The 23,500-nt window shown below is 73.8% G+C and carries 21 protein-coding genes and 3 pseudogenes; 6 read left to right on the top strand and 18 right to left on the bottom strand.

Features of this window, described 5'->3' with window-relative positions; all coding sequences use genetic code 11:
• Window positions 1-56: 56 nt before the first annotated feature.
• Window positions 57-335 (bottom strand): metal-sensitive transcriptional regulator, encoded by a 279-nt coding sequence (locus AB0E67_RS22360; RefSeq protein WP_360116010.1) that lies wholly within the window; start codon window positions 333-335, stop codon window positions 57-59.
• A 97-nt stretch (window positions 336-432) separates the two neighbouring features.
• Here AB0E67_RS22360 and AB0E67_RS22365 point away from each other — a divergent pair, with 97 nt between their 5' ends.
• A complete protein-coding gene (locus tag AB0E67_RS22365) occupies window positions 433-1,005 on the top strand; it encodes a rhodanese-like domain-containing protein (protein WP_362029529.1) in 573 nt (190 codons plus the stop codon).
• Window positions 1,006-1,078: 73 nt separating this feature from the next.
• Here the strand turns inward: AB0E67_RS22365 and AB0E67_RS22370 are convergent, their stop codons facing one another.
• From AB0E67_RS22370 to AB0E67_RS22385, 4 genes and pseudogenes are all read right to left on the bottom strand, one after another.
• The gene (locus AB0E67_RS22370; protein WP_362029532.1) at window positions 1,079-2,374 is read right to left on the bottom strand and encodes an alpha/beta fold hydrolase; all 1,296 of its coding nucleotides are present in this window, start codon (window positions 2,372-2,374) and stop codon (window positions 1,079-1,081) included.
• 133 nt (window positions 2,375-2,507) lie between these two features.
• Window positions 2,508-2,783, bottom strand: a complete 276-nt coding sequence (locus AB0E67_RS22375; RefSeq protein ID WP_362029681.1) for a DUF2087 domain-containing protein — start codon at window positions 2,781-2,783, stop codon at window positions 2,508-2,510.
• A gap of 78 nt (window positions 2,784-2,861) precedes the next feature.
• Window positions 2,862-3,110: pseudogene (locus AB0E67_RS22380) on the bottom strand (hypothetical protein); the annotation flags it as partial.
• Window positions 3,111-3,760 (bottom strand): annotated as a pseudogene (locus tag AB0E67_RS22385) (LacI family DNA-binding transcriptional regulator); the annotation flags it as partial. It lies immediately after the preceding pseudogene.
• 211 nt (window positions 3,761-3,971) lie between these two features.
• Between AB0E67_RS22385 and AB0E67_RS22390 the strand changes: the two are divergent.
• Window positions 3,972-4,946, top strand: coding sequence for an acetylxylan esterase (locus AB0E67_RS22390; RefSeq protein WP_362029535.1), 975 nt, complete (start codon window positions 3,972-3,974; stop codon window positions 4,944-4,946).
• A 175-nt stretch (window positions 4,947-5,121) separates the two neighbouring features.
• Here the strand turns inward: AB0E67_RS22390 and AB0E67_RS22395 are convergent, their stop codons facing one another.
• Window positions 5,122-5,610 carry a helix-turn-helix domain-containing protein gene (locus tag AB0E67_RS22395; RefSeq protein ID WP_362029538.1) on the bottom strand — a complete coding sequence of 163 codons (489 nt, stop codon included), beginning with the start codon at window positions 5,608-5,610 and terminating at the stop codon, window positions 5,122-5,124.
• 97 nt (window positions 5,611-5,707) lie between these two features.
• On the opposite strand from AB0E67_RS22395, the gene AB0E67_RS22400 reads away from it, so the two are divergent.
• Entirely contained in the window at window positions 5,708-6,961 is a 1,254-nt protein-coding gene (locus AB0E67_RS22400) for an MFS transporter (protein ID WP_362029541.1), read from the top strand.
• 60 nt (window positions 6,962-7,021) lie between these two features.
• On the opposite strand, the gene AB0E67_RS22405 is transcribed toward AB0E67_RS22400, so the two are convergent.
• From AB0E67_RS22405 to AB0E67_RS22435, 7 genes and pseudogenes are all read right to left on the bottom strand, one after another.
• Window positions 7,022-7,468 (bottom strand): nitroreductase family deazaflavin-dependent oxidoreductase, encoded by a 447-nt coding sequence (locus AB0E67_RS22405; RefSeq protein WP_362029544.1) that lies wholly within the window; start codon window positions 7,466-7,468, stop codon window positions 7,022-7,024.
• 202 nt (window positions 7,469-7,670) lie between these two features.
• Entirely contained in the window at window positions 7,671-9,269 is a 1,599-nt protein-coding gene (locus tag AB0E67_RS22410) for a helix-turn-helix domain-containing protein (protein WP_362029547.1), read from the bottom strand.
• A gap of 186 nt (window positions 9,270-9,455) precedes the next feature.
• Window positions 9,456-10,562 (bottom strand): o-succinylbenzoate synthase, encoded by a 1,107-nt coding sequence (menC, locus tag AB0E67_RS22415; RefSeq protein WP_362029550.1) that lies wholly within the window; start codon window positions 10,560-10,562, stop codon window positions 9,456-9,458.
• Window positions 10,559-11,416, bottom strand: coding sequence for a GNAT family N-acetyltransferase (locus tag AB0E67_RS22420; protein WP_362029553.1), 858 nt, complete (start codon window positions 11,414-11,416; stop codon window positions 10,559-10,561). Before AB0E67_RS22420 ends, menC begins: the two co-directional genes overlap by 4 nt.
• Entirely contained in the window at window positions 11,413-12,567 is a 1,155-nt protein-coding gene (locus AB0E67_RS22425; RefSeq protein WP_362029556.1) for a M20 family metallopeptidase, read from the bottom strand. Before AB0E67_RS22425 ends, AB0E67_RS22420 begins: the two co-directional genes overlap by 4 nt.
• 1 nt (window position 12,568) lies before the next feature.
• On the bottom strand, window positions 12,569-13,960 hold the full coding sequence (locus tag AB0E67_RS22430; protein ID WP_362029559.1) for a serine hydrolase domain-containing protein: 1,392 nt from the start codon (window positions 13,958-13,960) through the stop codon (window positions 12,569-12,571).
• Window positions 13,961-14,019: 59 nt separating this feature from the next.
• Window positions 14,020-16,524: pseudogene (locus tag AB0E67_RS22435) on the bottom strand (prolyl oligopeptidase family serine peptidase).
• Between the two features lie 246 nt (window positions 16,525-16,770).
• Between AB0E67_RS22435 and AB0E67_RS22440 the strand changes: the two are divergent.
• On the top strand, window positions 16,771-17,337 hold the full coding sequence (locus AB0E67_RS22440) for a DUF4291 domain-containing protein (RefSeq protein WP_362029562.1): 567 nt from the start codon (window positions 16,771-16,773) through the stop codon (window positions 17,335-17,337).
• A gap of 197 nt (window positions 17,338-17,534) precedes the next feature.
• Window positions 17,535-18,341 (top strand): SAM-dependent methyltransferase, encoded by an 807-nt coding sequence (locus AB0E67_RS22445; RefSeq protein ID WP_362029564.1) that lies wholly within the window; start codon window positions 17,535-17,537, stop codon window positions 18,339-18,341.
• Between the two features lie 114 nt (window positions 18,342-18,455).
• Here AB0E67_RS22445 and AB0E67_RS22450 read toward each other — a convergent pair whose 3' ends face one another.
• From AB0E67_RS22450 to AB0E67_RS22470, 5 genes are all read right to left on the bottom strand, one after another.
• Complete coding sequence (locus AB0E67_RS22450; protein WP_362029567.1) at window positions 18,456-18,965, bottom strand: DUF664 domain-containing protein; 510 nt, start codon at window positions 18,963-18,965, stop codon at window positions 18,456-18,458.
• A gap of 132 nt (window positions 18,966-19,097) precedes the next feature.
• Complete coding sequence (locus AB0E67_RS22455) at window positions 19,098-20,141, bottom strand: MsnO8 family LLM class oxidoreductase (protein WP_362029684.1); 1,044 nt, start codon at window positions 20,139-20,141, stop codon at window positions 19,098-19,100.
• Window positions 20,142-20,380: 239 nt separating this feature from the next.
• Complete coding sequence (locus tag AB0E67_RS22460; protein WP_362029570.1) at window positions 20,381-20,572, bottom strand: DUF6381 family protein; 192 nt, start codon at window positions 20,570-20,572, stop codon at window positions 20,381-20,383.
• A gap of 86 nt (window positions 20,573-20,658) precedes the next feature.
• Complete coding sequence (locus AB0E67_RS22465; RefSeq protein WP_362029573.1) at window positions 20,659-21,333, bottom strand: response regulator transcription factor; 675 nt, start codon at window positions 21,331-21,333, stop codon at window positions 20,659-20,661.
• 5 nt (window positions 21,334-21,338) lie between these two features.
• Entirely contained in the window at window positions 21,339-22,535 is a 1,197-nt protein-coding gene (locus tag AB0E67_RS22470) for a histidine kinase (RefSeq protein WP_362029576.1), read from the bottom strand.
• 165 nt (window positions 22,536-22,700) lie between these two features.
• Between AB0E67_RS22470 and AB0E67_RS22475 the strand changes: the two genes are divergently transcribed.
• Window positions 22,701-23,498 carry a translation initiation factor IF-2 gene (locus AB0E67_RS22475; protein ID WP_362029579.1) on the top strand — a complete coding sequence of 266 codons (798 nt, stop codon included), beginning with the start codon at window positions 22,701-22,703 and terminating at the stop codon, window positions 23,496-23,498.
• Window positions 23,499-23,500: the final 2 nt, after the last annotated feature.

The following is a 23,500-nucleotide window of genomic DNA, read 5'->3' on the forward strand; positions in this document are numbered from 1 at the left end:
AGTCGCTTGGCTCCTGGGAACGGCCCGGCCGCCGGGACGCTCCCCCGGCGGCCGGTTCAGGCCAGCGAGAGGAAGAGCTTCTCCAGCCGCGCCCGCATCTGGTCCCGGTCCGCCGGCTCGTTCCCGCCGTCGGCCAGGCACTGCTGGAGCCCGGTGGCGATGATCGCGAAACCGGCGCGGTCGAGCGCCCGGGACACGGCCGCCATCTGCGTGATGACGTCCTCGCAGTCCCGGCCCTCCTCGATCATCCGGATGATCGCCGCCAGCTGCCCCTGAGCGCGACGAAGGCGATTGAGGACCGACTTCAGTTCGTCGGCCGCGATGTCGAGTTGCACACACCCTCCTCTGATACCCCAAGGGGTATTCTAACCTGAATGGGGGCGGATGGGCCGAGTCCCTCCGTGTCCCCGGTGGACGAAAGGAAAACTGTTCGTGACCAGCACCGCCTCCCTCTCCCCCGCCCAGGCCGCGGCCCGGCTAGCGGAGTTCACCGTCGTCGACGTGCGGGCCCCCGGCGAGTACGCCTCCGGGCACGTCCCCGGCGCGCTGAACATCCCGCTGGACCGCCTCCCCGAGGCGGTGCCCGCGCTCAAGTCCGCCGCCGCCCGCGGTCCGCTGCTCATGGTGTGCGCCTCCGGCGTCCGCTCGACCCGGGCCTGCGACATCCTCGCGGCGGCCGATGTCGATGCCACGACCCTCTCGGGCGGGACGTCGGGCTGGGAGAACGAGGGCCGTGCACTCGACCGCCCCGCCGGCGCCCGGACGACCTGGCCGATGGAACGTCAGGTCCGGCTCGCCGCGGGTTCGCTCGTGGTGGCGGGGCTGCTGACGGGCCTGCGCTTCCCGGCCGCGCGCTGGATCTCCGCCGGTGTCGGCGCCGGGCTGGTCTTCTCGGCCGTGACCAACACGTGCGGCATGGCGGCGGCCCTGTCGAAGCTGCCGCACAACCGCGCCCCGCACCCGGCCACGGACCTGGACGCGACGCTCCGGGCCCTCCAGGGCTGACCCGCGCCGCACCCGGCGCACGGGGGCCGGCCGCGCGAGCGCGTGACCGACCCCCGGCGCCCGTGCCGACGGGTCAGATCTCGTCCCGGACGAGGGCCAGCAGCCGGTCGAGGACCCGCGGGCCCCGGGCGCGCAGCCCGTCGTGCTCGTACTCGTTCGTGACCCAGGTGCGCAGCCCGCGGATCGCCTCCGCCGTCCGCAGCGCGTGCCCGGTGTCGACGTACATGTCGTCGTGGTAGACGGCGGCGGCGACCGGCACCTCGTTGACGGCCAGGCGCTCGGGGTCGTAGAGCGGTGCCCAGTCGGTACGGTCGGCCAGCAGATGGGCGGTCTCGCGCAGCGGGCGCAGCGCCGGGTCGACCTCGAAGTGCCAGGGGTGGATGGTCTCCCCGGTGAACAGGACCGGGCCGTCACCCTCCAGCGCGGCGAACGCGTCGAACTGCGGGAATTCGGCGCGCACCCGCTCGGCGGACCAGGCGGTGGGGCGTTCGTCCTGCCCGTAGATCGCCTCGTGCATCAGCGCGTACAGCGGATGCCCTGCGAACGAGGTGGCCGCGCGCACGGCCTCCTGGAAGGTGTCGGAGAGTTCGGGGCCGTGCGGGGTGCGGACGAAGGCGTTCTCCAGGAGGTAGTGCAGTTGGTGGCTGCCGTTGCCGCTTCCCAGCATGATGCCGAGCGACTGGAACCCCTCGGGCGTCAGCCGGTGGCCGGCGCTCTCGGGGCGGTGTTCCGCGAGGTGGGCGGTGATCCGCCGGGCACGCTCGACGTCCTGCGGATAGCGGGCGTAGTGGGCGGCGACCTTGCGCTCGACCCGCGGATAGGCGGCCCGGTAGACGTCGTCGGCATGGGCGTCGAGGGAGGGCAGTCCGCCGGTGATGAGGACGGCCTTCAGTCCCTCGGGGGCCGCCGACAGATAGCGGACGGCGCAGAAGCCGCCGAAGGACTGGCCGAGGACCGTCCACGGCTCGCCGCCGGTCAGCCGGGTCCGGATCAGCTCGCAGTCGCGGACGATGGCGTCGGCCCGGAAGCGCGCGAGATGCTCGGCCTGCTCGCGCGGGCCGCCGCGCAACGGCAGGGTCTGCCGGTTGGCCGGGGTGGACAGGCCGGTGCCGCGCTGGTCGAGGAGGAGTACGCGGAACTCCCGCAGGGCCCGGCCCAGCCACGCCTCCGTGCCGACGAAGCGCCGGGCGCCGAACCCGGGACCGCCCTCCAGATAGATCAGCCAGGGCAGTTCCTCCCCGGCACGGCCGCTCGCCACGGCCTCCCGGCCGAAGATCTCGATCTGTTCGCCGCCCGGGTCCGCGTGGTCGAGCGGGACCGTGAAACGACGGTCGGTGAAGACCACGCCGGGGTGCCGGTAACTGCTCACAAGGTGCTCCTGAGTCCGATGTGCCGCGGACAGTTCAGCACACGGCCGCGGCACGGCCGGCCGCGCCCCGTGGACGCGGGCCCCGTCCCCGGTTCCGGAGGGCGGTCGGGCGGAGGCGGCCGCGGTGCGCGTCCTACCTGCCGCGCCGGTAGCTGCTGCCGTCCCTGGGCCGGACCAGCAGCCCGGACACCACCAGATACCGGCGCAGCGCCGCACAGTCCTCGTGCACCGTCGACAGCGCCTCGTCGACCTCCCGTTCGGTGTAGCTCCGGTCGCGCTCGAAGAACCTCTCCGCCAGGTGCGTCAGCAGTTGTTCGCGGCGGGCCGTCCTGCGCGGGATCGCGGTCAGACGGCCGTGCGAGAAGAGGGACTCGACCTGGCGGGAATCGCTTGTGTGGTTGTCGGACATGGCACGGAGCGTCGCAGGCGCCCGGCCCGTCGGCAAAGCGTTTTCGCCGCGCGGTCCGTCGCCGGCCGCAGCACGTCGGTAGCCCCGGATGTCGGGCCAGTGCCGCTGCACGCCGTCGCGGTCCAGAATCCGGGCGAAGGTCTCGTACCGCTCGTCCTCGGCCTGGACCTGCCGGGGTTCGACGCCCTCGGCGACCGCCCGGGCGGCCACCTCGCCGCCGGCTCCGACGAGCGGCTTGAGCCAGTAGTAGTTGAGCGGCCGGTTGACGAGGGTGATGTCGGAGTCGAAGGCGCCGGGACGGTGCATCCTCCGGGCCAGGATTCGGCGCTCGTCGTCCTCGCGGATCAGCAGCATCTGCCGGTGTCCGAGTCCGGCGCGGTGCCGGACGACCTCGCCGGAGGCGGTCACGTAGTCGGCGCCGACCCAGGGCAGGCCCGCCGGCTCGTCCCTGCGGCCGAGACGGACCACGGGTAGCCGTCGGCGACCAGGCGGCGCAGCTCCGCCACCGGCGCGTGGCGGCGGCGGAACAGGCAGCCGTCGGCGAGATGGACCCGGCTCAGCGCTGCGGGCCCGGCGGCTCCCGCGCCCCCGGTGCTCGAACCGGTGAACAGCACCAGGCCGTACCCGCGTTCCGCGGCCTCGCGCTCGATGCCCACCAGGGACGGGTAGTAGGAGTGCCGCACGTCGGTCGGGAACGTCGCGGTGAAGCTGGAGACGCCCAGCAGGTCGTTGCGCGCGGCGGCGAGCCTGCGGGCCACCGGATCGGGGACGCGGCCGAGGCTCCGGGCGGCCTCCAGCACCCGCTGCCGGGTCTCCTCCGAGATGGCGGCGTCCCGTGCCTTGCCCGCGAGCACCAGCGAGACGGTGGCCTGCGAGACCCCGGCGAGCCGGGCGACCTCGGCCTGGCGCGGACGGCCCGTGCGCCTGGGCGCCGCGGGCGGACGCCCGGACCCGGTCCGCTTCTCCGGTTCCCGCACCGGGCTCCTCCGATCAGCTGGTGCGCAGAACCAATGCGCATGAGTCACGTTGCCGACGATCACCGTGGTGCGCCGGAGCGGCAACCGTCAGGGGACCGGGGCGACTTCGCGCGCGCGGGAGGGCGCCCGTCGCCGACGCTCCGCCGTGCCCGTACGGTGTGACCGACGACCCATGGGTGATCACTCACCCCCGTGACGAAGGCGATTCCTCATGTCCCTGTTCGATCTGCCCGTCGAGGAACTGCCCGACCACCGCAGCCGGTCGGTGGAACCGGCGGACTTCGACGCGTTCTGGTCGAAGACGCTCGACGAAGCACGGTCGTACGAGCTCGGCGCCCGGTTCGAGCGGTGCGCGGACACGGGGCTGAGCACGGTCGACGTGTACGACGTGACGTTCGCGGGCTTCGGCGGTCACCCGGTGAAGGGCTGGTTCGTCCTCCCCGCCGGTACCACGCGGCCGCTCCCCGTGGTCGTGGAGTTCATCGGCTACGGAGGCGGTCGGGGCCTGCCGCACACCCATCTGCTCTGGGCGTCGGCCGGGTTCGCCCACTTCGTGATGGACACCCGGGGCCAGGGCAGTGGCTGGATGGCCGGCGACACCCCGGACCCGGTGGGCAGCGCGCCCGCGTTCCCCGGCTTCATGACCCGGGGCATCGAGGACCCGCACTCCTACTACTACCGGCGCGTGTTCACCGACGCGGTGCGGGCGGTGGAGACGGCCCGGTCGCATCCGCTGGCCGACGCGGCGCGCACCGCGGCCGTCGGCGAGAGCCAGGGCGGCGGCATCACGCTCGCCGTCGCCGGGCTGATACCCGATCTGGCAGCGGTCGCGCCGGACGTCCCGTTCCTGTGCGACTTCCCGCGCGCACTGACCGTCACCGACCGCCATCCGTATCGCGAGGTGGGCAACTACCTCAAGACGCACCGGGGCCGGGCCGAGCGGGTGAGGACCACCCTCTCCTACTTCGACGGCGTGCACTTCGCCGCGCGCGGACGGGCGCCCGCGCTGTTCTCGACGGCCCTGGAGGACATGACCTGCCCGCCGTCGACCGTCTTCGCCGCCTACAACGCCTACGCGCACCCGGACAAGGCCATCGAGGTGTACGACTTCAACGACCACGAGGGCGGCGGGCCGTTCCAGAAGGCCGTGCAGCTCGGCTGGCTGCCCGGAAAGCTGACTGCCTGACCGGACGCGGGACGCGCCCGGCGGGCGCACACCGGCCGCGCTCCGGGCGCACCGCCGTAGGCGTACACCGCGCCCGGTGCGTACGACCAGGACGGCCGGGTGAACGCGTACGATGCCCGGCCCCGCGGGCGCGGCCGACGGGGAGCGCGGCCCGGCGCGGGGGCGCGTCGTCGCGCTACGCGGGCGTCTGCGCCGTCCCCGCGGCGCGCTCGGCCCGCCCCTCGACCTTCTTGACCACGACGTCGTCCGGACCGATGTGGCGCCCGTCCGCCGAGCGGACCTCCAGGGCCCGGGGTGACCGGCCGTCGCGCAGGTCGACCATCTCCGAGTGCGGCTCACCGGTGTCGAAGAAGTGCGCCTCGCCCCACTGCCGCAGGGCCACGACGACCGGGAAGAGATCCCGCCCCTTGGCCGTCAGCACGTACTCGTGGTACGCGCTGCCGTCGGCCGCCGGAACCATCTCCAGGACATCGCCCGCGACCAGGTCGCGCAGGCGCGCCGCGAGGATGTTCTTCGCCACGCCCAGCCCGCGCTGGAACTCCCCGAAACGGCGGCTGCCGTCGAACGCGTCGCGGACGATCAGCAGCGACCACCAGTCGCCGATCGCGTCGACCGAACGGGCCACCGGGCATTCGCTCCGGTCGAAACGTGTCCGTTTGACCATGTCGTCCTCCCTCAGCTCACTGGTTGCAACATGCTACCAAGCGGCGCTACGGTCCATCTGGTAGCAAGTTGCAACCAGATGTGCTGGAGGGTGCCGCATGACCGGCAGCGGGACGAGGACGACCGGATCCGACGACACGGACGGGCCGGCTCCGGCGCACGCCCTCTCCGGGGGCACGACGCTGCTGTTCGCCGCCGCGTCGGGGGCGGCGGTGGCCAATGTGTACTTCGCGCAGCCCCTTCTGGCCACGCTGGGCCGGGAGTTCGGGATCGGCTCGGCGGCCGTGGGCGTCGTCGTCACGCTGACCCAGGTCGGCTACGGTCTCGGGCTGTTCCTCCTCGTGCCGCTGGGCGACCTGCTGGACCGGCGGCTCCTGGTGGTGACCCAGCTGGCGCTGCTGGCGGCGGCGCTCGTCGCGACCGGCACGGCGTCCACGGCGCCGGTCCTGCTCGGCGCCCTGACCGGGGTGGGCTTCCTCGCGGTGGTGACCCAGACCCTCGTGGCCTTCGCCGCGTCACTGTCCGTCCCGGACCGGCGCGGTCGCACGGTCGGCCTGGTCACCAGCGGAATCGTGATCGGCATCCTGCTCGCCCGTACGGTCTCCGGTGCGCTGGCCGACCTGGCGGGCTGGCGATCGGTCTATCTCGTCCCGGCCGCCCTGACCTCCGTCCTCGCCCTGGCCCTGTTCCGCGTACTGCCGCGCCGGCCGACCCCTCCCGCCCCGATGCGGTACGCGCGGCTGCTGCGTTCCACGCTGCTGCTGTTCGTGGAGGAACGCCTGCTCCGGGTCCGGGGCCTGCTCGCCCTGTTGGTCTTCGCCGCCTTCAGCACGCTGTGGAGCTGCGTCGCGCTCCCGTTGAGCGAGCCGCCGCTGTCGTTGTCGCACACCGCGATCGGCGCGTTCGGGCTCGCAGGGGCGGCGGGCGCGCTCGCGGCGGCACCGGCCGGGCGGCTGCACGACCGCGGTCTCGCCGGGTGGACGACCGGCGTCGCGCTGGCGCTGCTCGCCGTGTCCTGGCTGCCCCTCGCCCTCGTCCGGCACTCGCTGTGGGCCCTGGTGATCGGGGCGGTGCTCCTCGATCTCGCCGTCCAGGCCGTCCACGTCACCAACCAGAGCATGATCTACACGACCCGCCCCGACGCGGGCAGCCGTCTGATCGGCGGTTACATGGTCTTCTACTCCGTGGGCAGCGCCACCGGCGCCGTCGCCTCGACGGCCGTGTACGGGATGGCCGGCTGGGGTGCGGTGTGCGCGCTCGGCGCCGCGATCAGCGCGCTCGCCCTCCTCGTGTGGGCGGCGACCCGCAGGGGCACGGCTCCGGCCCGGACCGTCGGCGCGCCCACGGGATGACCGCGCGGGCGGCGCACGGGGAGGCGCGGGAGCGTTCGCCGCGCCTCCCCGTGACGGTCGTCAGTGCTGCTCGGTCGCCGGTTCCAGGACGATGACCGGGATCTGCCGTTCGGTCCTTCGCTGGTAATCGGCGTAGTCGGGGAACGCGTCCACCGCGCGCCGCCACCACAACGCCTTCTCCTCGCCGGTGGCCTCACGGGCGTTCATGTCCTGCCGGACCGGGCCGTCCTGGAGCTCCACCCGGGGATCGGCCACGACGTTGTGGTACCAGACGGGATGCTTGGGGGCGCCGCCCTGCGAGGCGACCACGGCGTACATCCCCTCGTGCTCGACCCGCATGAGCGGGGTCTTGCGGATCTTCCCGCTCCTGGCCCCGCGGGTGGTCAGGACGACCACCGGCAGGCCGCGCATGGTGGTGCCGTCCGTCCCGCCGGAGCTCTCGAACAGCTCGACCTGATCGCGGACCCACTTCTCGGGGCTCGGCTCGTACTCGCCCTGGAGAGGCATGGCATCTGTCCCATCGTCGACATGCGGATACCGAGGCCGCCGGACGCGCGGGCGCGGGGACGCACCGACGTCGGCCACCGTGCCCGGCGTGTCCGGCTGCTGCGAGCACTCTGTCATTCCCGCGTCGCTCGCGCCGTCCCGACGGATCCGCGTGTCACCACGGCGGGGCGCGGTTCCGGCGGCACCGGCCGCGCGGTCCGCGTCAGGGGTTCGGCGGATCCAGCCTCAGGTGCAGCATCGCCTCGAACCTGGCCTCCGGGTCGTCGAGATCGATGCCCGCCACCCCGGCCAGCCGCTTGAGCCGGTAGCGGAAGGTGTTGGGGTGCACGTGGACGGCCGCCGCGGCGGCCGGCACGTCGCCGAAGGTGTTCAGCCACGCGTCCAGGGTGTCCGTGAGGGCGGTGTGGTGCCGGGCGTCGTAGGCGCGCAGCCGGACGACCGGCCCATCGGGGATGTCGTCCTCGGCGACGAGCCGTTCCTTCAACTCCTCCAGGAGCGAGGCGGCATGGACGTCCGTGAGGCGGGCGGACCGGCGCCGCGAGCGACCGGAGCCGAGGACGCGCAGCGCCCGGTCCGCGTCGGCGCGGGAGCGGCGCAGCTCCGCCGGGCGGACGGCGAGCCGCCCGACGCCGATGACCGCGGGCACCCGGTCGCCCACGCGGCCGAGGAACGCCTCGGCCGCCCGCAGTGCGTCTTCGTCCGAACGCGTGGGCAGGACCGCGTAGGTGACGCCCCCCAACGACGCCGTGGCCGTGCGGGGGTGGATCGCGGCCAGGTGCAGGGCGAGGGCCTCGGCGACGCGGTGGCCCGCGGCCACCCGGTCGGGGGCGGACGGCTCGCCGGTCACCCAGAGCGCCAGCACGCAGGCGGGCTGGGCGGACAGCCCCAGCCGCGCGGCGGCCTGCGGGGCGTGCAGCCCGCCCTCCAGAACGGTGGCCAGCAGGTCCGCGCGCAGCCGCCGTTCGGCGTCCTCACCCACGCGGTGGCGCAGCAGGTGCAGCGCGGCCACCTTCGCCGCCTCCTGGAGGGCCCGGGTGCGGTCCTCGCCCAGGGGGCCGTCGACCACGACCCAGATCGAACCGAGGATCTCGCCGCCCGCCCGGACGGCGGTCGCGACCCGCGGCTTGTCGGAGACACCGGTCACGTAGACGGGTTCCTCCTTGCGGTAGAGCGCCCGGAAGGCGCCGTGCCGTTCCAGGGCGCGCAGGTTCTCGGCGGGCACCTGGCGGTCGAGGACGGTCGTGATCCTGGCTTCGTCGCCCTCGTCCTGGCGGCTGGAGAAGGCCAGCACCCGTCCGCCCCGGTCCTCCACGGTGACGGGCCCGTCCAGCAGGGCGGCGGTCGCGTTGGCCAGGGCGAACAGGTCGCCCGCGAGCGGTTCGGCGCCGCCCCCGGCGCCGGGGCCGTCCACGGTGCCCAGTTCGTCGGTGGCGAGCAACGACCGCAGCAGGGCGGCGACCTGGGCCCAGGACGCGCCGGGGGTCAGGCCGAGCACGGTCACGCCGGTGCGGTCGGCGGCCTCCGCCACGGGGCCGGCGACCGGGACCGGGGAACGCACCACCACGGCCACCGCACCGAGCCCGGCGGCCCGTTCGACGAGGGCCGCGACGGGATCGGCGCCGTACACCCCGACGCCGAGCACCACCGCTCCGGGCAGCCCGGCCGGTTCGTCCAGCGGGTCCTGGATGAGCACTCCGGTGACGGCGGTGGAGGGGTCGGCCTCCCCCGCCACCACATCGATCAGCGTCGATCCCAGATCGTCGAGGATCCGGCCGAGCACGGCCCGCGGCTGCTCCGTCATCGTCACACGGTAGACGAGCGGGACACGGCCGCGGGCGGCTCCCCCGCCCGGTCGACGGGCCCGCCCGCGGGCCGCGCGGGCCCGGGACGCCGCCTCGGCCGCGCGGTCGCCGCCGGGCCCGTCGGACGAACGCGGCGCGCGTCCGTGCCGGTCACGGTGCCCCGGCGGGGCCGGGACACGGTGTGGTCATCGGCTGATCCATTCCGTCGATTCGGTCACCTCGGCCAGCCGCTCGGGGATCGGGGAGAGGCCGAGCCCGGGTGCGCGGGGCACGTCGAGACGGCCGTCCCTCAGTACGAACGGTTCGGTGATGTCGGTGCGGTAGTACCGGTCGGAGGCGGAGGTGTCGCCGGGCAGGGTGAAGCCGGGCAGGGCGGCGAGGGCGACGTTGGCGGCCCGCCCCAGGCCGGTCTCCAGCATGCCGCCGCACCACACCGGGACACCGTGCGCGGCGCACACGTCGTGGATCCGCCGGGCCTCCAGGTAGCCGCCGACCCGGCCCGGCTTGATGTTGACGACCGAACAGGCGCCCATGGCGATGGCGTCGGCCGCCGAGCGGGCGGAGACGATGGACTCGTCCAGACAGATGGGGGTGCGCACCCGGGCGGCGAGGGCCGCGTGGCCGCGTACGTCCTCCTCGTCCAGGGGCTGTTCGATGAGCAGCAGTCCGTACGGGTCGAGCCGGGCCAGTTGCCCGGCGTCGGCGAGGGTGTACGCGGTGTTGGCATCCACCTGGAGGAGCACGTCGTCGCCGAAGCGTTCCCGGACCGCGCGCACGGGCTCCACGTCCCAGCCGGGTTCGATCTTCAGCTTGATCCGGAGATAGCCCTCGGCCAGGTAGCCGTCGACGGCGTCGAGCAGGGCGGGGATCGAGTCCATGATCCCGACCGACACCCCGGCGGGCACCCGGTCCGCGGTCGCGCCCAGCCACTGGCCCATGGACAGGCCGTGGGCCCTCAGCCAGGCGTCCAGCACCGCGGTCTCCAGCGCGGACTTGGCCATCCGGTGGCCCTTGAACGGGGCCAGTGCCGGGGCGACGCCCCAGGGATCGAGGTCCGGCAGGGCGGCGAGCGCGGGCACGAGATGACCGCGCAGCACGTCCACCGCGCCCGCCGTGTACTCCGAGGAGTAGAGCGGATCGGTCATCGTGACGCATTCGCCGTACCCCTCGTGGTGCTCGGTCTCGACCCTGACCAGCAGGATCTCCCGGGTGTCCATGGTGGCGAACGAGGTCCGGAACGGCGCGACCAGCGGCATCGCGATCCGGCGCAGTTCCACACCGACGAGCTTCATCCCTGCTTCTCCTGACGTCTGTCGATCACGTACCAGCCGTCCCGGGTGAATCCGGTGACGGTGTGTCCCTGGGCCATCAGGCCGCCGAGCACCTCGCGCAGCGCGTACCGCCACTCGCGGGCCAGCGACGGGGCGGTGCGGCGCAGTTCCTCGGCCTCGGCGGGGATCCGGACCAGGACGGTGTCGCCGTCCCGGCGCCCGACGGTGGGACGGCCGTCGGGTTCGGCGTCCAGGCCGACGACCGCGTGCTCGCCCGCGTCGTGGAAGGTGACGCGGTGGGAGGAGCCCGCGGCGGCGGCCACGGCGGGGTCGCCGGCCAGTTCCCAGTGGACCATCAGCCGGTCCGTCTCGGTCCCGGCGTTCACCTCGTCCTGCATCGCCCCGTAGAAGTCGGCGAGGTACTCGCTGGGCGCGGCACCCAGTTTGGACAGGTTGAAATAGGCGTTGCGGCTGATCAAAGGGTCGAAGGTCCAGGTGATCGTGGTGATGCCGCGGGCCAGGGCCCAGGCCCGTTGGTGGAGTTTGACGGCGAAGCCGATGTTGCGCCCCCGGGCGGCGCCGTCCACCCCGGCGATGTGCGAGTGCAGCCCGGCCGTGGCCAGGAAGCCGAGGCAGAACCCGATCATGCGGCCGTCGCGGTGGACGCCGACGACATAGCTGCCGGAGTGCGCGAAGACCCGGAGCAGTTCCGGGGTGATCAGCGGTTTTCCGGGCACCGGCCGCCAGACCCGGTCGAGTACCCGGCAGGCCTCCCGCATCTCGTCGAGCCCGTGCAGTTCGGAGAGGGTCACGCCGGCCCGCCGTGCGGCCAGGCCGGCTGCGGCGGCCGCCTCGGCCGCCCGGGTCCCGCTCACGGTCCCACCCGGTCCGGGGCGCCCAGCGGCTCGCGCAGGAGCGAGGCCACCAGTGAGGCCACCAGGGCGGTGCGGCGCGGGAGTTCGGCGACGAGGACGTGTTCGTCGTCGGCATGCGCCCCGCCGCCCACGGCGCCCAGGCCGTCCAGGGTGGGCGCGCCCGCACCGGCGGTGATGTTGCCGTCCGAGGCGCCTCCGACAGCGACTCCGCGCAGCGGGCCGAGCCCCAGGTCCGCGTAGTGCGCCCGGGCGCGTTCGAACAGCTCGGCCGACGCGCTCGGTTGCAGCGGGGGCCGGTCGGGACCGCCGGAGAAGGCGAGCGCGGCGCCCGCGAGCGCCGGTGCGAGAGCGTGCACGGCTCGGTCGACCCGGTCCTGCTCGGCGGCCGTCGCGACGCGTACGTCGACCAGCAGCCGGGCCGCGTCGGGCACGGTGTTGCGGGTGGTGCCCGAGGTGGCGACGGTCGGTGTCACGGTGGTGCCGGTCGCCGGGTCGGCGAGCGCGGACAACGCGAGGACCTGGTGGGCGAGTTCGATGGTGGTGTTGACGCCCCGGTGGGGTTCCAGACCGGCGTGCGCGGCGCGTCCGGCGATGCCCAGTTCGTAGCTGGACACGCCCTTGCGCGCCGTCTTCAGCGCGCCCTGCTCGCTCGCCTCCAGGACGAGCACGGCCCGGGTACGGCGCGCCTCGGCCTCGATCAGGGCGCGGGAGGTGGGGGCGCCGATCTCCTCGTCGCCGGTGAGCAGCACCGACACTCCGTCCAGGTCGTCGAGGACGGACAGGGCGTGGAACAGCTGCGCCACGCCCGCCTTCATGTCGAAGCAGCCGGGGCCGGTCAGCCGCCCGCCCGCCACCTCGAAGGGGTGCCGGGCCAGGGAGCCCACCGGCCACACCGTGTCGAAGTGGCCGAGCAGCAGCACCCGGTCGCCGGAGCCGAAGCGCCAGCGCAGGGCGGGCCGCCCCGAGCCGTCCAGCCACTCGGGCGGTGTCGCGGTGAGCCGGGTGCCGAGAGCGGCGACGACCCGGGCGCAGTCGGTGACGGCGGACACGTCCGCGCTGGGCGACTCGGTGCGGACCAGTGCGCCGATGTCGGCCAGCAGGTCCGGCAGCCCGGACTCCAGCGCCTCCAGTGCGGTGGCGATCGCGGTCATGTCAGCCCACCTTGGGCGTGGCGCGGGCGCCGTGGTGGATGTAGCGGGTGCCGTCGGCGAGGGCGTAGAACACGACCGGGAACCACGTCTTGAGCCCCGGTCGCCGCACCACGAACAGGCCCGGCTCGACCGGGCGCAGGTCGTACTCGCGCTCCGTCTCGTCGACGAGTTCGGCCAGCGGTCCGGTGATCCGGTCGCACATGACCAGGCCGCCGTCCCGTTCCACGATCTCCAGCCTGCTGGAGAGCCGCTGGTACACGCCCACGTAGTCGGCGGGGTCCACCGCCACCGGTCCCGCGGCCGGCTCGATCCCGGGGCGCATCGTGACACCGGCGAGGTCCCGTGCGATCTCGGCGAACACGTCGCGGTAGAGACTTCCGGTGTCACCGCCGTTGGTGAGCAGGCAGATCGCCAGGTCGGCCTCGGGGAGCACCCGGAGGAAGGCGCTCTGCCCGATGGTCCCGCCGTCGTGTCCGTGGACCCGGTGGCCGTCCCAGGTGTCGAGGAACCAGCCGAGCCCCCAGGAGTGGGCCAGGACGTGCGGATCGGGGAGCTCGACCTGCGGGGTCTGCATGGCGGCGACGCTCTCGGCCGAGAGGATCCTGGTGCCGTCCTCGGTGACGCCGTTGTCCCTGTGCAGCCGGGCGAACTTCAGCACCTCGCGCGGCGTCGAGCAGATCAGCCCGGCCGGTCCCGCCGAGCGCATCAGTCCCCACCGCGGGGCCTGGGCGGGAGGGTCGCCCAGGTGTCCGATGGCCGCGCGGAAGCGCAGCACGTCCTCCGGCAGGGTCACGGTGTGCGTCAGGCCCAGCGGGCTGTACAGGCGTTCGCGCATGAGCCGGTCCCACTGCACACCGGTGACGACTTCCAGCACCCGGCCGAGCAGGGTGAAACCGGCGTTGCAGTACGACATGGTGGCGCCGAGGGGGTGATTGGGAGCGGTGTCGGCCAGCAGGGCGGCGAACTTCTCCAGGCAGTCGTCGCCCCGGCCGGTGTCGGTGAAGAGGTCGCCGTCGATTCCACTGGTGTGGGTCATGAGGTGACGCACCGTCACCCCCTGGGTCAGGGCCTCGTCGGCGAGCCGCAGCTCGGGGAGGACGGAGACGAGCGGGGCGTCCAGGTCGAGCAGTCCCTCGTCGACCAGGGACATGGCCACGGTGGTGGTCCACACCTTGGAGATCGAGCCGATCTGGAACAGCGTGTCGGTGGTCGTCCCGATCCCGGCCTCGGTGTTGGCCAGACCGACGGCGGCCTCGGCGACCAGTTCGCCGCGGTGCAGGATGCCCAGGCTCGCGCCGGGGACGGAGTGCCGCGCGGCCAGTTCGGCGAGGCGGACGGTCCAGTGGGCGGACAGGTCATTGGTGGTGTCGGCGGTGTCCGTGGTGTCGGTCATGTTCGGCTCCGATTCCGTTGGATTGGGCGGTCGGGGGGTGGCGGCGTTGTCGTGCGCGGTCAGCGGTCGGCGTGCGTGGTGACCCATTCGACCAGCCGACGGGAGTAGTCCTCCCGGTGCGAGGGCCGGCCGTCCAGGAGGAACAGGTGCGACCCGCCGGGGTACAGGACCATCCGGACCGGGACGTCCCGGGTGCGCAGCGCGTGGAACCATTGCTCGGCCTGGCCCACCGGGCAGGTGTCGTCGGCCGCGCCGTGCAGGATCAGGGTGGGGGCGCGCACCGCGTCGGCGTGGCTGAGCGGCGAGAGCTCCGTCATCCGTCGCGGGTCGCCGATCTCGTGGCCGGCGATCAGGTGTCCTTCCTACGAGGTGCCGGCCATGCTCCTCAGGTCGACCAGGACGCCGCCCGGCACGACGGCGGCGAACAGGTCGCTGCGGGCGGAGAGCCAGCAGGTGAGGTATCCGCCGTAGCTGTAGCCGGTGAGCGCGATCCGATCCGGGGCGACGAGGCCCTCGTCGACGAGGGCGGCGACCGGCTGCAGGACGTCCTGTTCGTCCGTCTCGCCCCAGGCGCCGACCGCGGCGGTGTAGAAGTCCTCGCCGTAGCCGTCGCTGCCGCGCACGTTCAGCGCCAGGATCGTCCAGCGCCGCGAGGCCAGTTCCTGGTGGTAGAGGTGGACCGGGTCGGAGTGGGGCGCCCAGGCGTTGTGCGGGCCGCCGTGCACGTCTACCAGCAGCGGGCCGCCGGCGGGCGTCGTCGCGGCACGGGTGATCATGCCGTGCACCACGGTGCCGTCCGCGAGGGTGAACTCGCGTTCGGTGACCGGGTGGAGGGCGATGCCGGGCAGTGCGCGCGCCATGTGGTCGGTGAGTCGTACGGGCCGGGCGCCGGGTTCTCCGTGCCCCCAGGCGTCCAGGTCGAGCAGGACGATCTCGGCGAAGCTCGACGCGTCGGTGGCCACCACGGCGGCCCGCCCGGCCTTCGGCGCGAGGGAGCAGCCGCTGATCCCGTTTCCGGCCGGGAGCGGGGAGGCGCTGATCCCGTCCGCGCCCGCCCGGTACAGGCGGGTGGCGCCCCGGTCGCGGGCGCAGAACAGGATCGCGTCCTGGTGGAACCGCGGCCGGGCTCCGGGGTATCCGGGGCCGCCGCCCATGACGTTGCGGTCGAGGTCGCCGTCGACCGGCACCGGGGCCGGCCCGTCCAGGGGCTGACGCAGCAGCCGTGCGTGGCCGACGGCGAACGTGTCACGGCCGACGACGAGCAGCGCGGACCCGTCCGGGTACCACTCCACCGGTCCGGCGAGGCCACCGGCCGGGCCGATGCGGCGGGGTTCGCCACCGCCCGCGCCGATCTCCACGACATGGGCGGCCGAGGGGCGGAGCGCGGCGGAGTCCGGCCCGCTCTGCGCCGGATAGGCGAGTCGGGTTCCGTCGGGCGACCAGGCGGGGGTGCCGGCGTTGCGGTCGGCGTCCGTCACCGGTTCGACCTCGCCCGATACCACGTCCACCACGAACAGCCGGGTCCGGACCGATCCGATCAGGCCGGCACCGTCCGCCTTCCAGCCGAGGGTGTCGACGACGACGGGCGCGGTGTCCTCGCGCCGGGCGGCGGGGGCCGAGAACGCGATCCGTGATCCGTCGGGGCTCCACACCGGTGTGCCCGCTCCGGCCGGGCACCGGTCGGGCGGGGTGAGCGGTGTGGCCTCTCCCCCGGCGGCGGGCAGCAGGTGGAGCCGTCCCTCGCGCAGGAACGCCAGTGTCGTCCCGTCCGGGGACCAGCGCGGCGCGGTGTCCGCGGGGCCGTGGGTGAGCCGCCGGGCCGGACCGCCGTCCGCGCGCACCTCCCACAGGGACCGGACGACGCGGTCGTTCGCGGCGTCCTGGGTGGTCAGGGTGTACCCGTCCCGTCTGACGTACGTGTAGTGGTCGCCGGGGACGGCCTCGGTCAGCCGGTACGGTCCGCTGGCGTTGGTCGCCCTGGCCAGTGCGGCCGGTGCGGCCAGGCTCTTCCGGCACAGCAGCGGCAGCATCCGGGCCATCTCGACGATGAACGGGGCGGGTTTCGTCGTGGTGACGGTGACGGTCCGCTTCGCCCTGTCGGCCTTCGCCGCGGCGGTGACGGGAACGGACAGGCCCAGCATCGGCGACTGGTTCTTCGGGTCGGCGATGTGGTTGTACTCGGCGGCCACGTCGTCCGCGGTGAGCGGCGATCCGTCCTCGCAGGTCACGCCGGGACGGATGGTGAACCGTGCGGAGGTGGCCGTGGCGGACCACTTCTCGGCGACGCCGGGGACCACCGTGCCGTCGGCGGCGACGTGCACGAGCGTGTCGTACGCGAAGGTGTTCATCGACAGCGCGGTGGTGACCAGCTCCGTGGTGGGGCTGAGGGAGCCGGGGTCGGCGGCGACCGCGAACACCACCGTGGAACCGCCGCCCCCGGAGGCCGGACCGCCTCCGCACGCGGCCGCGGTGGCGAGCAGGCCGAGCACCGTGACCATCGCGGCCGCGGGCCGGGTTGCGCGCGTCCTTCTGCTGCTCGTGTCCGTGCCTGTGGCGCTGACCATGGTCACCTCCGAAGAAGCGGCACCCCGCCGCCGAGTGAGGGAACAGTAGGCAGCGGTGCGTCGGCCGCGAGTGGTCGCACCGCACGAAAAACCGCCTCATCGATGGTGCGCCGCGACGAAGACGAACGCGGGGCCAGGGGGATGAACGGTTCGCGAGGGCGGCTCGGGCCCCGGGGCTCGAACGGGCCCGCGCGGGCCGGGGATAACCCTTTGCGGGTGGTCGCGACGTCCGGGCAGGATGCGCCGATGACCCCCCGGTACGAGATACGCGCCCAGTACGACGCCCGCACGATCGTGGTCTACCAGGCGTATTCACCCGCGATCGCCGATCCCTGCCTGCGGGCCGGGCGCTTCGTGCCGCCGTTCTCGTTCCACCGGATGACGTGGATCAAGCCCTCGTTCCTGTGGCTCATGCACCGCAGCAACTGGGCCCGGAAATCGGGGCAGGAACGGATCCTCGCGGTACGGATCACCCGTTCCGGATGGGAGGAGGCGCTGTCCTCGGCGGTACTGACGACGGCCGATCCGGCAGCCGTGGCACAGGCCCCCGTCCACGTGCAGTGGGATCCGGAGCGCTCGTTGCGGGGTGCCGCGCTCAATCACTACAGCATCCAGGTCGGCGTCGGACGCGGGCTGATCCGTACCCTCGCCGAGGACTGGGCCGTCGACCTCACCGACCTCACCGCCCGGGCGCGCAGAGCCGCGGCGGCGAAGCAGATCGGGCGGGCGTCGCAGGCCCAGCGGCTGCTGCCGCCGGAACGGGTCTATCCGGTTCCGCCCGCCCTCGCGAAGCGGCTGGGCATGGACGGCTGAGCCCCGAACACGGGCCCGCTCGGCCCCTCCTCGCGCAGAACCGCGCGATCGGGCGTGTCGGCCTCGCACGCGGACTTGATGGTCAGTCACGAACGGGTTCCGGTGAAAACACCCGTGTCCCGGGGCGGTTCACCGGTCTTTGCGGAGATCCCGCACCAGCTGGGGCACATCCGTATGGCATATGTGAAGATCTGGCCATGAGTACCTCACCGCAGTCTCCGGCCGACCGGATCCAGACGGACCGGCCCCATTCCGCCCGCGTGTGGAACTACCTTCTGGGCGGCAAGGACAACTACGCCGTCGACCATCGGATGGGCGACATGATCCTGCAGGCATTCCCGGACTTCGCCGCCATCGCCCGCCTCCAACGAGCCTTCCTCGCCCGCGCGGTGCACTTCCTGACCGCGGAGGCCGGCATACGCCAGTTCCTCGACATCGGCACGGGCCTGCCGACGGCCGACAACACCCACGAGGTGGCCCAGCGGGTGGCCCCCGAGTCCAGGATCGTGTACGTCGACAACGACCCGCTCGTCCTGGCCCATGCGCGCGCCCTGCTCACCAGCACCCCCGAGGGCGCGTGCGCGTACATCGACGCCGATGTCAGGGATGTCGACACGATCCTCGCCGAGGCTGCCGGGACACTGGACTTCACCAAGCCGGTCGGGCTGACCATGCTGGGGATCATGGGGCAGCTGCCCGACGAGGACGACCCGTGGACGCTGGTCGACCGGCTGCTGGCGGCGCTCCCCTCGGGAAGCTATCTGGCCCTCAGCGACGGCACGAACACGAGCGACTCGCTGAACCAGGCCGTTTCCTCGTACAACGCGAACTCGGCCAGTTCGTACCACCTGCGCAGCCCCGAGCGGATCGCCGACTTCTTCCACGGCCTGCAATTGGTGGAGCCCGGCGTGGTGAGGACGTCGGCCTGGCGCCCGGATCCCGCCCGGGGCGGGGTGGACGAACTGCAGGGCCACGCGGTGAGCGGCGTCGGCCTCAAGGTGTGAAACGCCGGCTCCCCGGTGCCGGAACGCACGGTGTTTCCACCGCCTCGGTACCGGGGAGTCGGAAGGAGGCCGGACGCGCCGCGGGCTTCCCGGCGGGCCGTTCCGGCGACGGCGTCAGCGCCGGGCCAGCGAGCCCCGGATGAACTCCGCCTGTCCCGCGTGCTGCAGGTCGTCCGAGATGACGCTGATCAATCGGACCCCGAGGGTGACCGGTGGCGACCACGCCTCGTCGACCACGCGGTTCAGTGCCCTGCCGTCGAGTCCGCGGACGAACTCCAGGGTTCGTTCGTGCACGGCGTCGTGGTAGCCGAGCAGCAGGTCGGGCGAGCCCACGCGCACGGCGGCCACCTCCGAGGCGCTGTGCCCGTATCCGGTGGCGGACTGCTCGAAGGGCAGGTCGAAGCGGGAGGCCCAGTCCTGGGTGAACCAGATCTGCTCGGTACCGGAGGCGTCGGAGACGTGGTCGTCCTGGACACGGGTGAGGTGCCAGACGAGCCAGGCGATCGTGTTCGCCCCGTCGTCGAGCCGGGCATGGAGATCGGCGCGCGACGCGCCCTCGACCGCCGCGTGCACGGTCTCCCGGACGCGGCCGAACGCGTCCGTCAAAAGGTCAGCGCTGTTCATGCCCTCACCATGGCCGCTGCTCCGCGCGGGCCCCGCCATCGACACGCGCGCCGCGCCCGGCTCCGGCGCCCGGCCGCGGCGCGCGGGGGGGTGCCCGGTGTTCGCGCGGGGCGGGGCGTTCCCGCGCGGCGCTCAGGGCCGTGATGCGCCGGCTCGCGCGGCCCGGCCGTCCGTCAGCCCCGCGACCCGGGACAGCCGGCGCAACGAGTCCACCAACGCCGCGCGGTCGTGGGTACTGGTGGTGACCAGCACCTCGTCCGCTCCGGTCTCCCCGATGACCGTTTCGAGGGCGGCGGCCACCTGGTCCTCCGTCCCCTGGACATGACCGCGCAGCCCCTTCTCGTAGAGGTCGCGTTCCTTCTCCGTCATGGCCAGGGCCTCGACCCGCCCGGCAGGGGCGAGCGGCGGGAACACGCCGTGGGTGCGGGAGTACGCCAGGGACCACGCCTCCGGCATCAGCAGGCGCCGGGCCTCCTCCGCGCTGCCCGCGAGCGCGATCGTGCCCGACACCACGACGTAGGGTTCGACGGTCCGGGCCGAGGGACGGAACTCCCGGCGGTAGCGCTCGACGGCCCGGAGCAGCTTCTCCCGGTCACGGAGGTCCCCGACGACCAGCGGCAGTCCGGCCGCCGCGGCCACACCGGCCCCCTCGCCGGTGGCCAGCACGAACGCGGGGATGCGCAGGCCCTCGGCGGGACGGGCGTGCACCCCCGGGTGGACGGTCTGCGTGCCGTCCAGCCAGCCGAGGAGTTCGTCGAGCTGCCCGGCGAAGTCCTCCGCCGCCCTCCTGTCCCGGCCCAGCGCCCTGCGGATGCCGTCCGTGAAGCCCACCGAGCGCCCGAGACCCAGGTCGATCCGGCCGGGGAAGAGCGACTCCAGCACCCCGAACTGCTCGGCCACCACGAGCGGTCGGTGGTTGGGGAGCATCACTCCGCCCGTTCCGACCCGGATGGTGGACGTCGCCGACGCGACGGCCGCCGCCAGCACCGTCGGCGCCGAACCGGCGACACCCGGCACGCCGTGGTGTTCGGACACCCAGAACCGGTGGTAGCCGAGCGCCTCGGCCTCCTGGGCCAGGCCCACGGAGCCGCGGAGCGCCTCCGGGCCGTCGTGGCCCTCACGCACGCGGGAGCGGTCGAGCACGGAGAAGCGGGTGGCCGCGATCACGGAGTTCACGTTCTTGTACAACGCCGGGCTCCCGCACGGATTCCCGTGCAGCGCCCGGCTCCCGCACGGGTTCCCCGGCCCGACGCACGGAACCGCGCGGCCCCGAGCGGTGGTGCGCGGAAGCTCGGGAGCCGCGCGGTGGTGTGCCCGCCCCGCCGTCGGACAGGGGCGCGGGCCGTCACGCCATCAGCGTGGGAGCGGTCGTGCCACGGGGTTCGACGGGGCCGTCGGCCCATGGGGAGAGGCCGTCACTCCATGGGGTAGATGTCCCCGCTCGCCATGCCGCTGACCTGCTCGCTCTCCGCCTCGATCCGGCGGGCCTTGTCCTTCAGGCGCCGGCGTTCCTCGGGATCGGTGGTGCGCTCGGCGGCCTCTTCGAGGTCCTTCGCCTTGGCACGCAACTCCTTCACCCGGCCACGGTATTCATCCGACTCGCTCATGATCACTCCTTGGACCTGTGGGTGGAGCCGCCTCCGCCACGGAACCAGGTTTCCCGGGACACCGCACCCCAGGCCATCACTCACCGTCACCAAGTACGGGACGGGGCGTCCTGTGTCAGCCCGGCGTCCCGGGCGGCCAGCGCCGCACGGACGCGGTTTCCCACTCCCAGCGTAGTCAGGATGCGGCTGACATGGGCTTTCACGGTGCTCTCGCTCATGCCCAACCGTCCTGCGATCTCCGCGTTCGTGGCCCCCTCGGCCAGCAGCACCAGCACCTCTCGCTCGCGCGGCGTCAGCCGGTCCACCCGTTCCCGGTCCACTCCGGTCCCCGTGCGGGCGGTGTGCTGGAAGCGGTCGATCAGCCGCCGGGCCGCCGACGGGTGCAGCAGGGCCGATCCCGCCGCCACGACGTGCACGGCCCGCAGGATCTCCGCCGGATCGACGTCCTTGAGCAGAAAACCGTCGGCCCCCGCCGCCAGCGACTCGTACACGTACGCGTCCAGGTCGAAGGTGGTCAGGGTGACGACGCGCGGCGCGTGAGGCAGTCGGCGCAGCCGCGCGATCGTCTCGATGCCGTCCAGCCTCGGCATGCGTACGTCCATGAGGGCGACGTCCACGCGGTGTGCGGTGGCCTGCGCCACCGCCTGGAGGCCGTCGGCGGCCTGGGCGACGACCTCGATGCCGGAGTCGGTCGCCAGCAGATCGGTGAGTGCCAGCCTGACCAGCGCGTCGTCGTCCACCACCATCGTCCTGATGGGCATCGCGGTCACCGCCCGGCCTCGCTCCGGAGCGGGGCGCCCCGTCGCGGCGCCGGGTCCCCGGTGTTCCCCGCCCCGTCCCGCTCCGTGCCCCGGACCGGCAGCCGGGCGGTGAGCCGCCACCCGCCGTCCGGCCCCGGACCATGGTCGAGCCGTCCGTGCAGCCCGGCCACCCGTTCGGCCAGTCCGACCAGGCCGAAGCCCCGGCCCGCCGCCCCGTCGGGGCGGGGCGCGGAGGCGGTCCGGGCCGCGTTGACCAGCTCCACCTCGGTGGCGGGGGCGCCGTAGTGCACCGTCAGCCGGACGGCCGCGCCCGGGGCGTGTTTACGGGCGTTGGTGAGCCCCTCCTGGACGAGGCGGTGCACCGCCAGCAGGTGGGTGGCGGGGGCGGTGTCCGGGTCCCCGGTCACGTCCGCCGTCACCTCCTGTCCACCGGCGCGCACCTCGTCGAGCAGGTCCGACAGATCACGGATCGCCGGGACGCAGACCGCCCCGCCGCCGGGGCCGTCGCCCGCTCCCTCCTGCGCGCGCAGCACGCCCAGCACGTCCCGCAGGTCGGCGAGTGCCTGGGTCGAGGTGGCACGCAGGAGGGCGATCCGCTCGCCGACCTGCGGCGGCAGGGTGTCCGTCCGCAGGGCCAGCACCCCCGTGTGCAGGGCGAGCAGGCTCAGCCGATGGGCCAGCACGTCGTGCATCTCGGCCGCGATCCGGGCCCGCTCCGCCGCCCGGGCCTGTTGGACGCGGAGTTCGACCTGTTCGCTCAGCGAGTCGATCAGCCTCCGGCGGCTGTGCCACCACAGCCCCGCCGTCAACGCCAGCGTGAACAGCAGCCCGGCCCCGTAGGTCGGGGTGACCCCGCCGCTCAGCGGTGTACCGCAGACCCACGGCAGCGCTCCCGCCACCGCCCCGGCCGCCACCGCGACACGCACCCGGCCCTGGGCCGCCAGGTGAAAGACCATCACCGTCATGGGTTCGTACGCGCCCTGCGCGACCAGTGCCACCCCCGCGACACCGAGCACCGGCAGCGGACGGCGCCAGCGCAGCGGCAGGACCAGCGCGGCGAGAACGGCCGCCGCCTGCGCCGCGTACGACGGCGGGGCGTGGAGGCGGGCCATGGCCAGCCCCTGCGCCACCAGCAGCAGCACCACGCCGCACAGCGCCCACTCCGTCCACGCCGGGCCTCGATGAGGGTATTCGCGCTCCACCGGCCGATCGTAGGCAGTCCGGGGCCCCGGCCCCATCGGCCTCGGGTCGCATCCCACCCCCTGCTCGGGTGGGGGTCCGGTACGCCTCATGGAGGACTTTCGTACGGGTGCGCCCCGGCGCAACGGCCGATTGCGGGCCGCCCCGGCACTTCTAGCGTCGCGGTCATGACTTCATGGCCCCGTTTCACCGACACCCGGCTGTTCGCCGCCGAGGCCGTACGCGCCTTCCGCACCACCGGCGCGGTGGCGCCCAGCAGCCGCCGCCTCGCCGCCGCCCTCTGCGCACCGGTGGCCGAGCGGGCCGGACAACCCCTGGACGTACTGGAGGTGGGGGCCGGCACCGGGCCCGTCACCCGCTTCCTGCTACCGCTGCTCGCGCCCGGAAGCTCACTGGACGTGGTGGAGACGAACCCGCGTTTCGCGGCCCTGCTGCGCGAAGTCGTCCACGGGGCGGGGCGGTCCGGCGACGCGCGCCGGGGAACACGGCCGGACGCGGACCGCCCCGACCACCGCCGTGGCGACGAGGGCCCGGACCGGGACCCGCACGGCGTCCGGTCCGTCGTGCACGAGACACGCGTCGAGCAGCTGGACACCGGCAGGTCCTACGACGTGATCGTCTCCGGCCTGCCGTTCACCAACTTCACCCCGGACACGGTCGCCTCCGTGATGGACCGCTACCTGGAAATGCTGCGCCCGCAAGGGGCGTTGACGTACTTCGCCTATCTCGGCACCGCCCCGGCCCGCAGACTCGTCGCGAGCGCCGCGGAAGCCGCCCGGCACCGGGCGGTCGAGACCGTGCTGGCCGGATACCGGCTGCGCGGGACGGTCGCGGGACGCACGGTGTGGGCCAATGTCCCGCCCGCGAGGGTGTGGCGGCTCGGCCCGGCCCCCCTCCCGTCCCCCGCTCCCGGAATCGTCCCGCCCCGGGCACGTTCCGCGGGTGCCCGCCCCGGATCCGGCTGACC

Source organism: Streptomyces sp. NPDC032161 (genome assembly GCF_040636995.1).
Classification (GTDB): Bacteria; Actinomycetota; Actinomycetes; order Streptomycetales; family Streptomycetaceae; genus Streptomyces.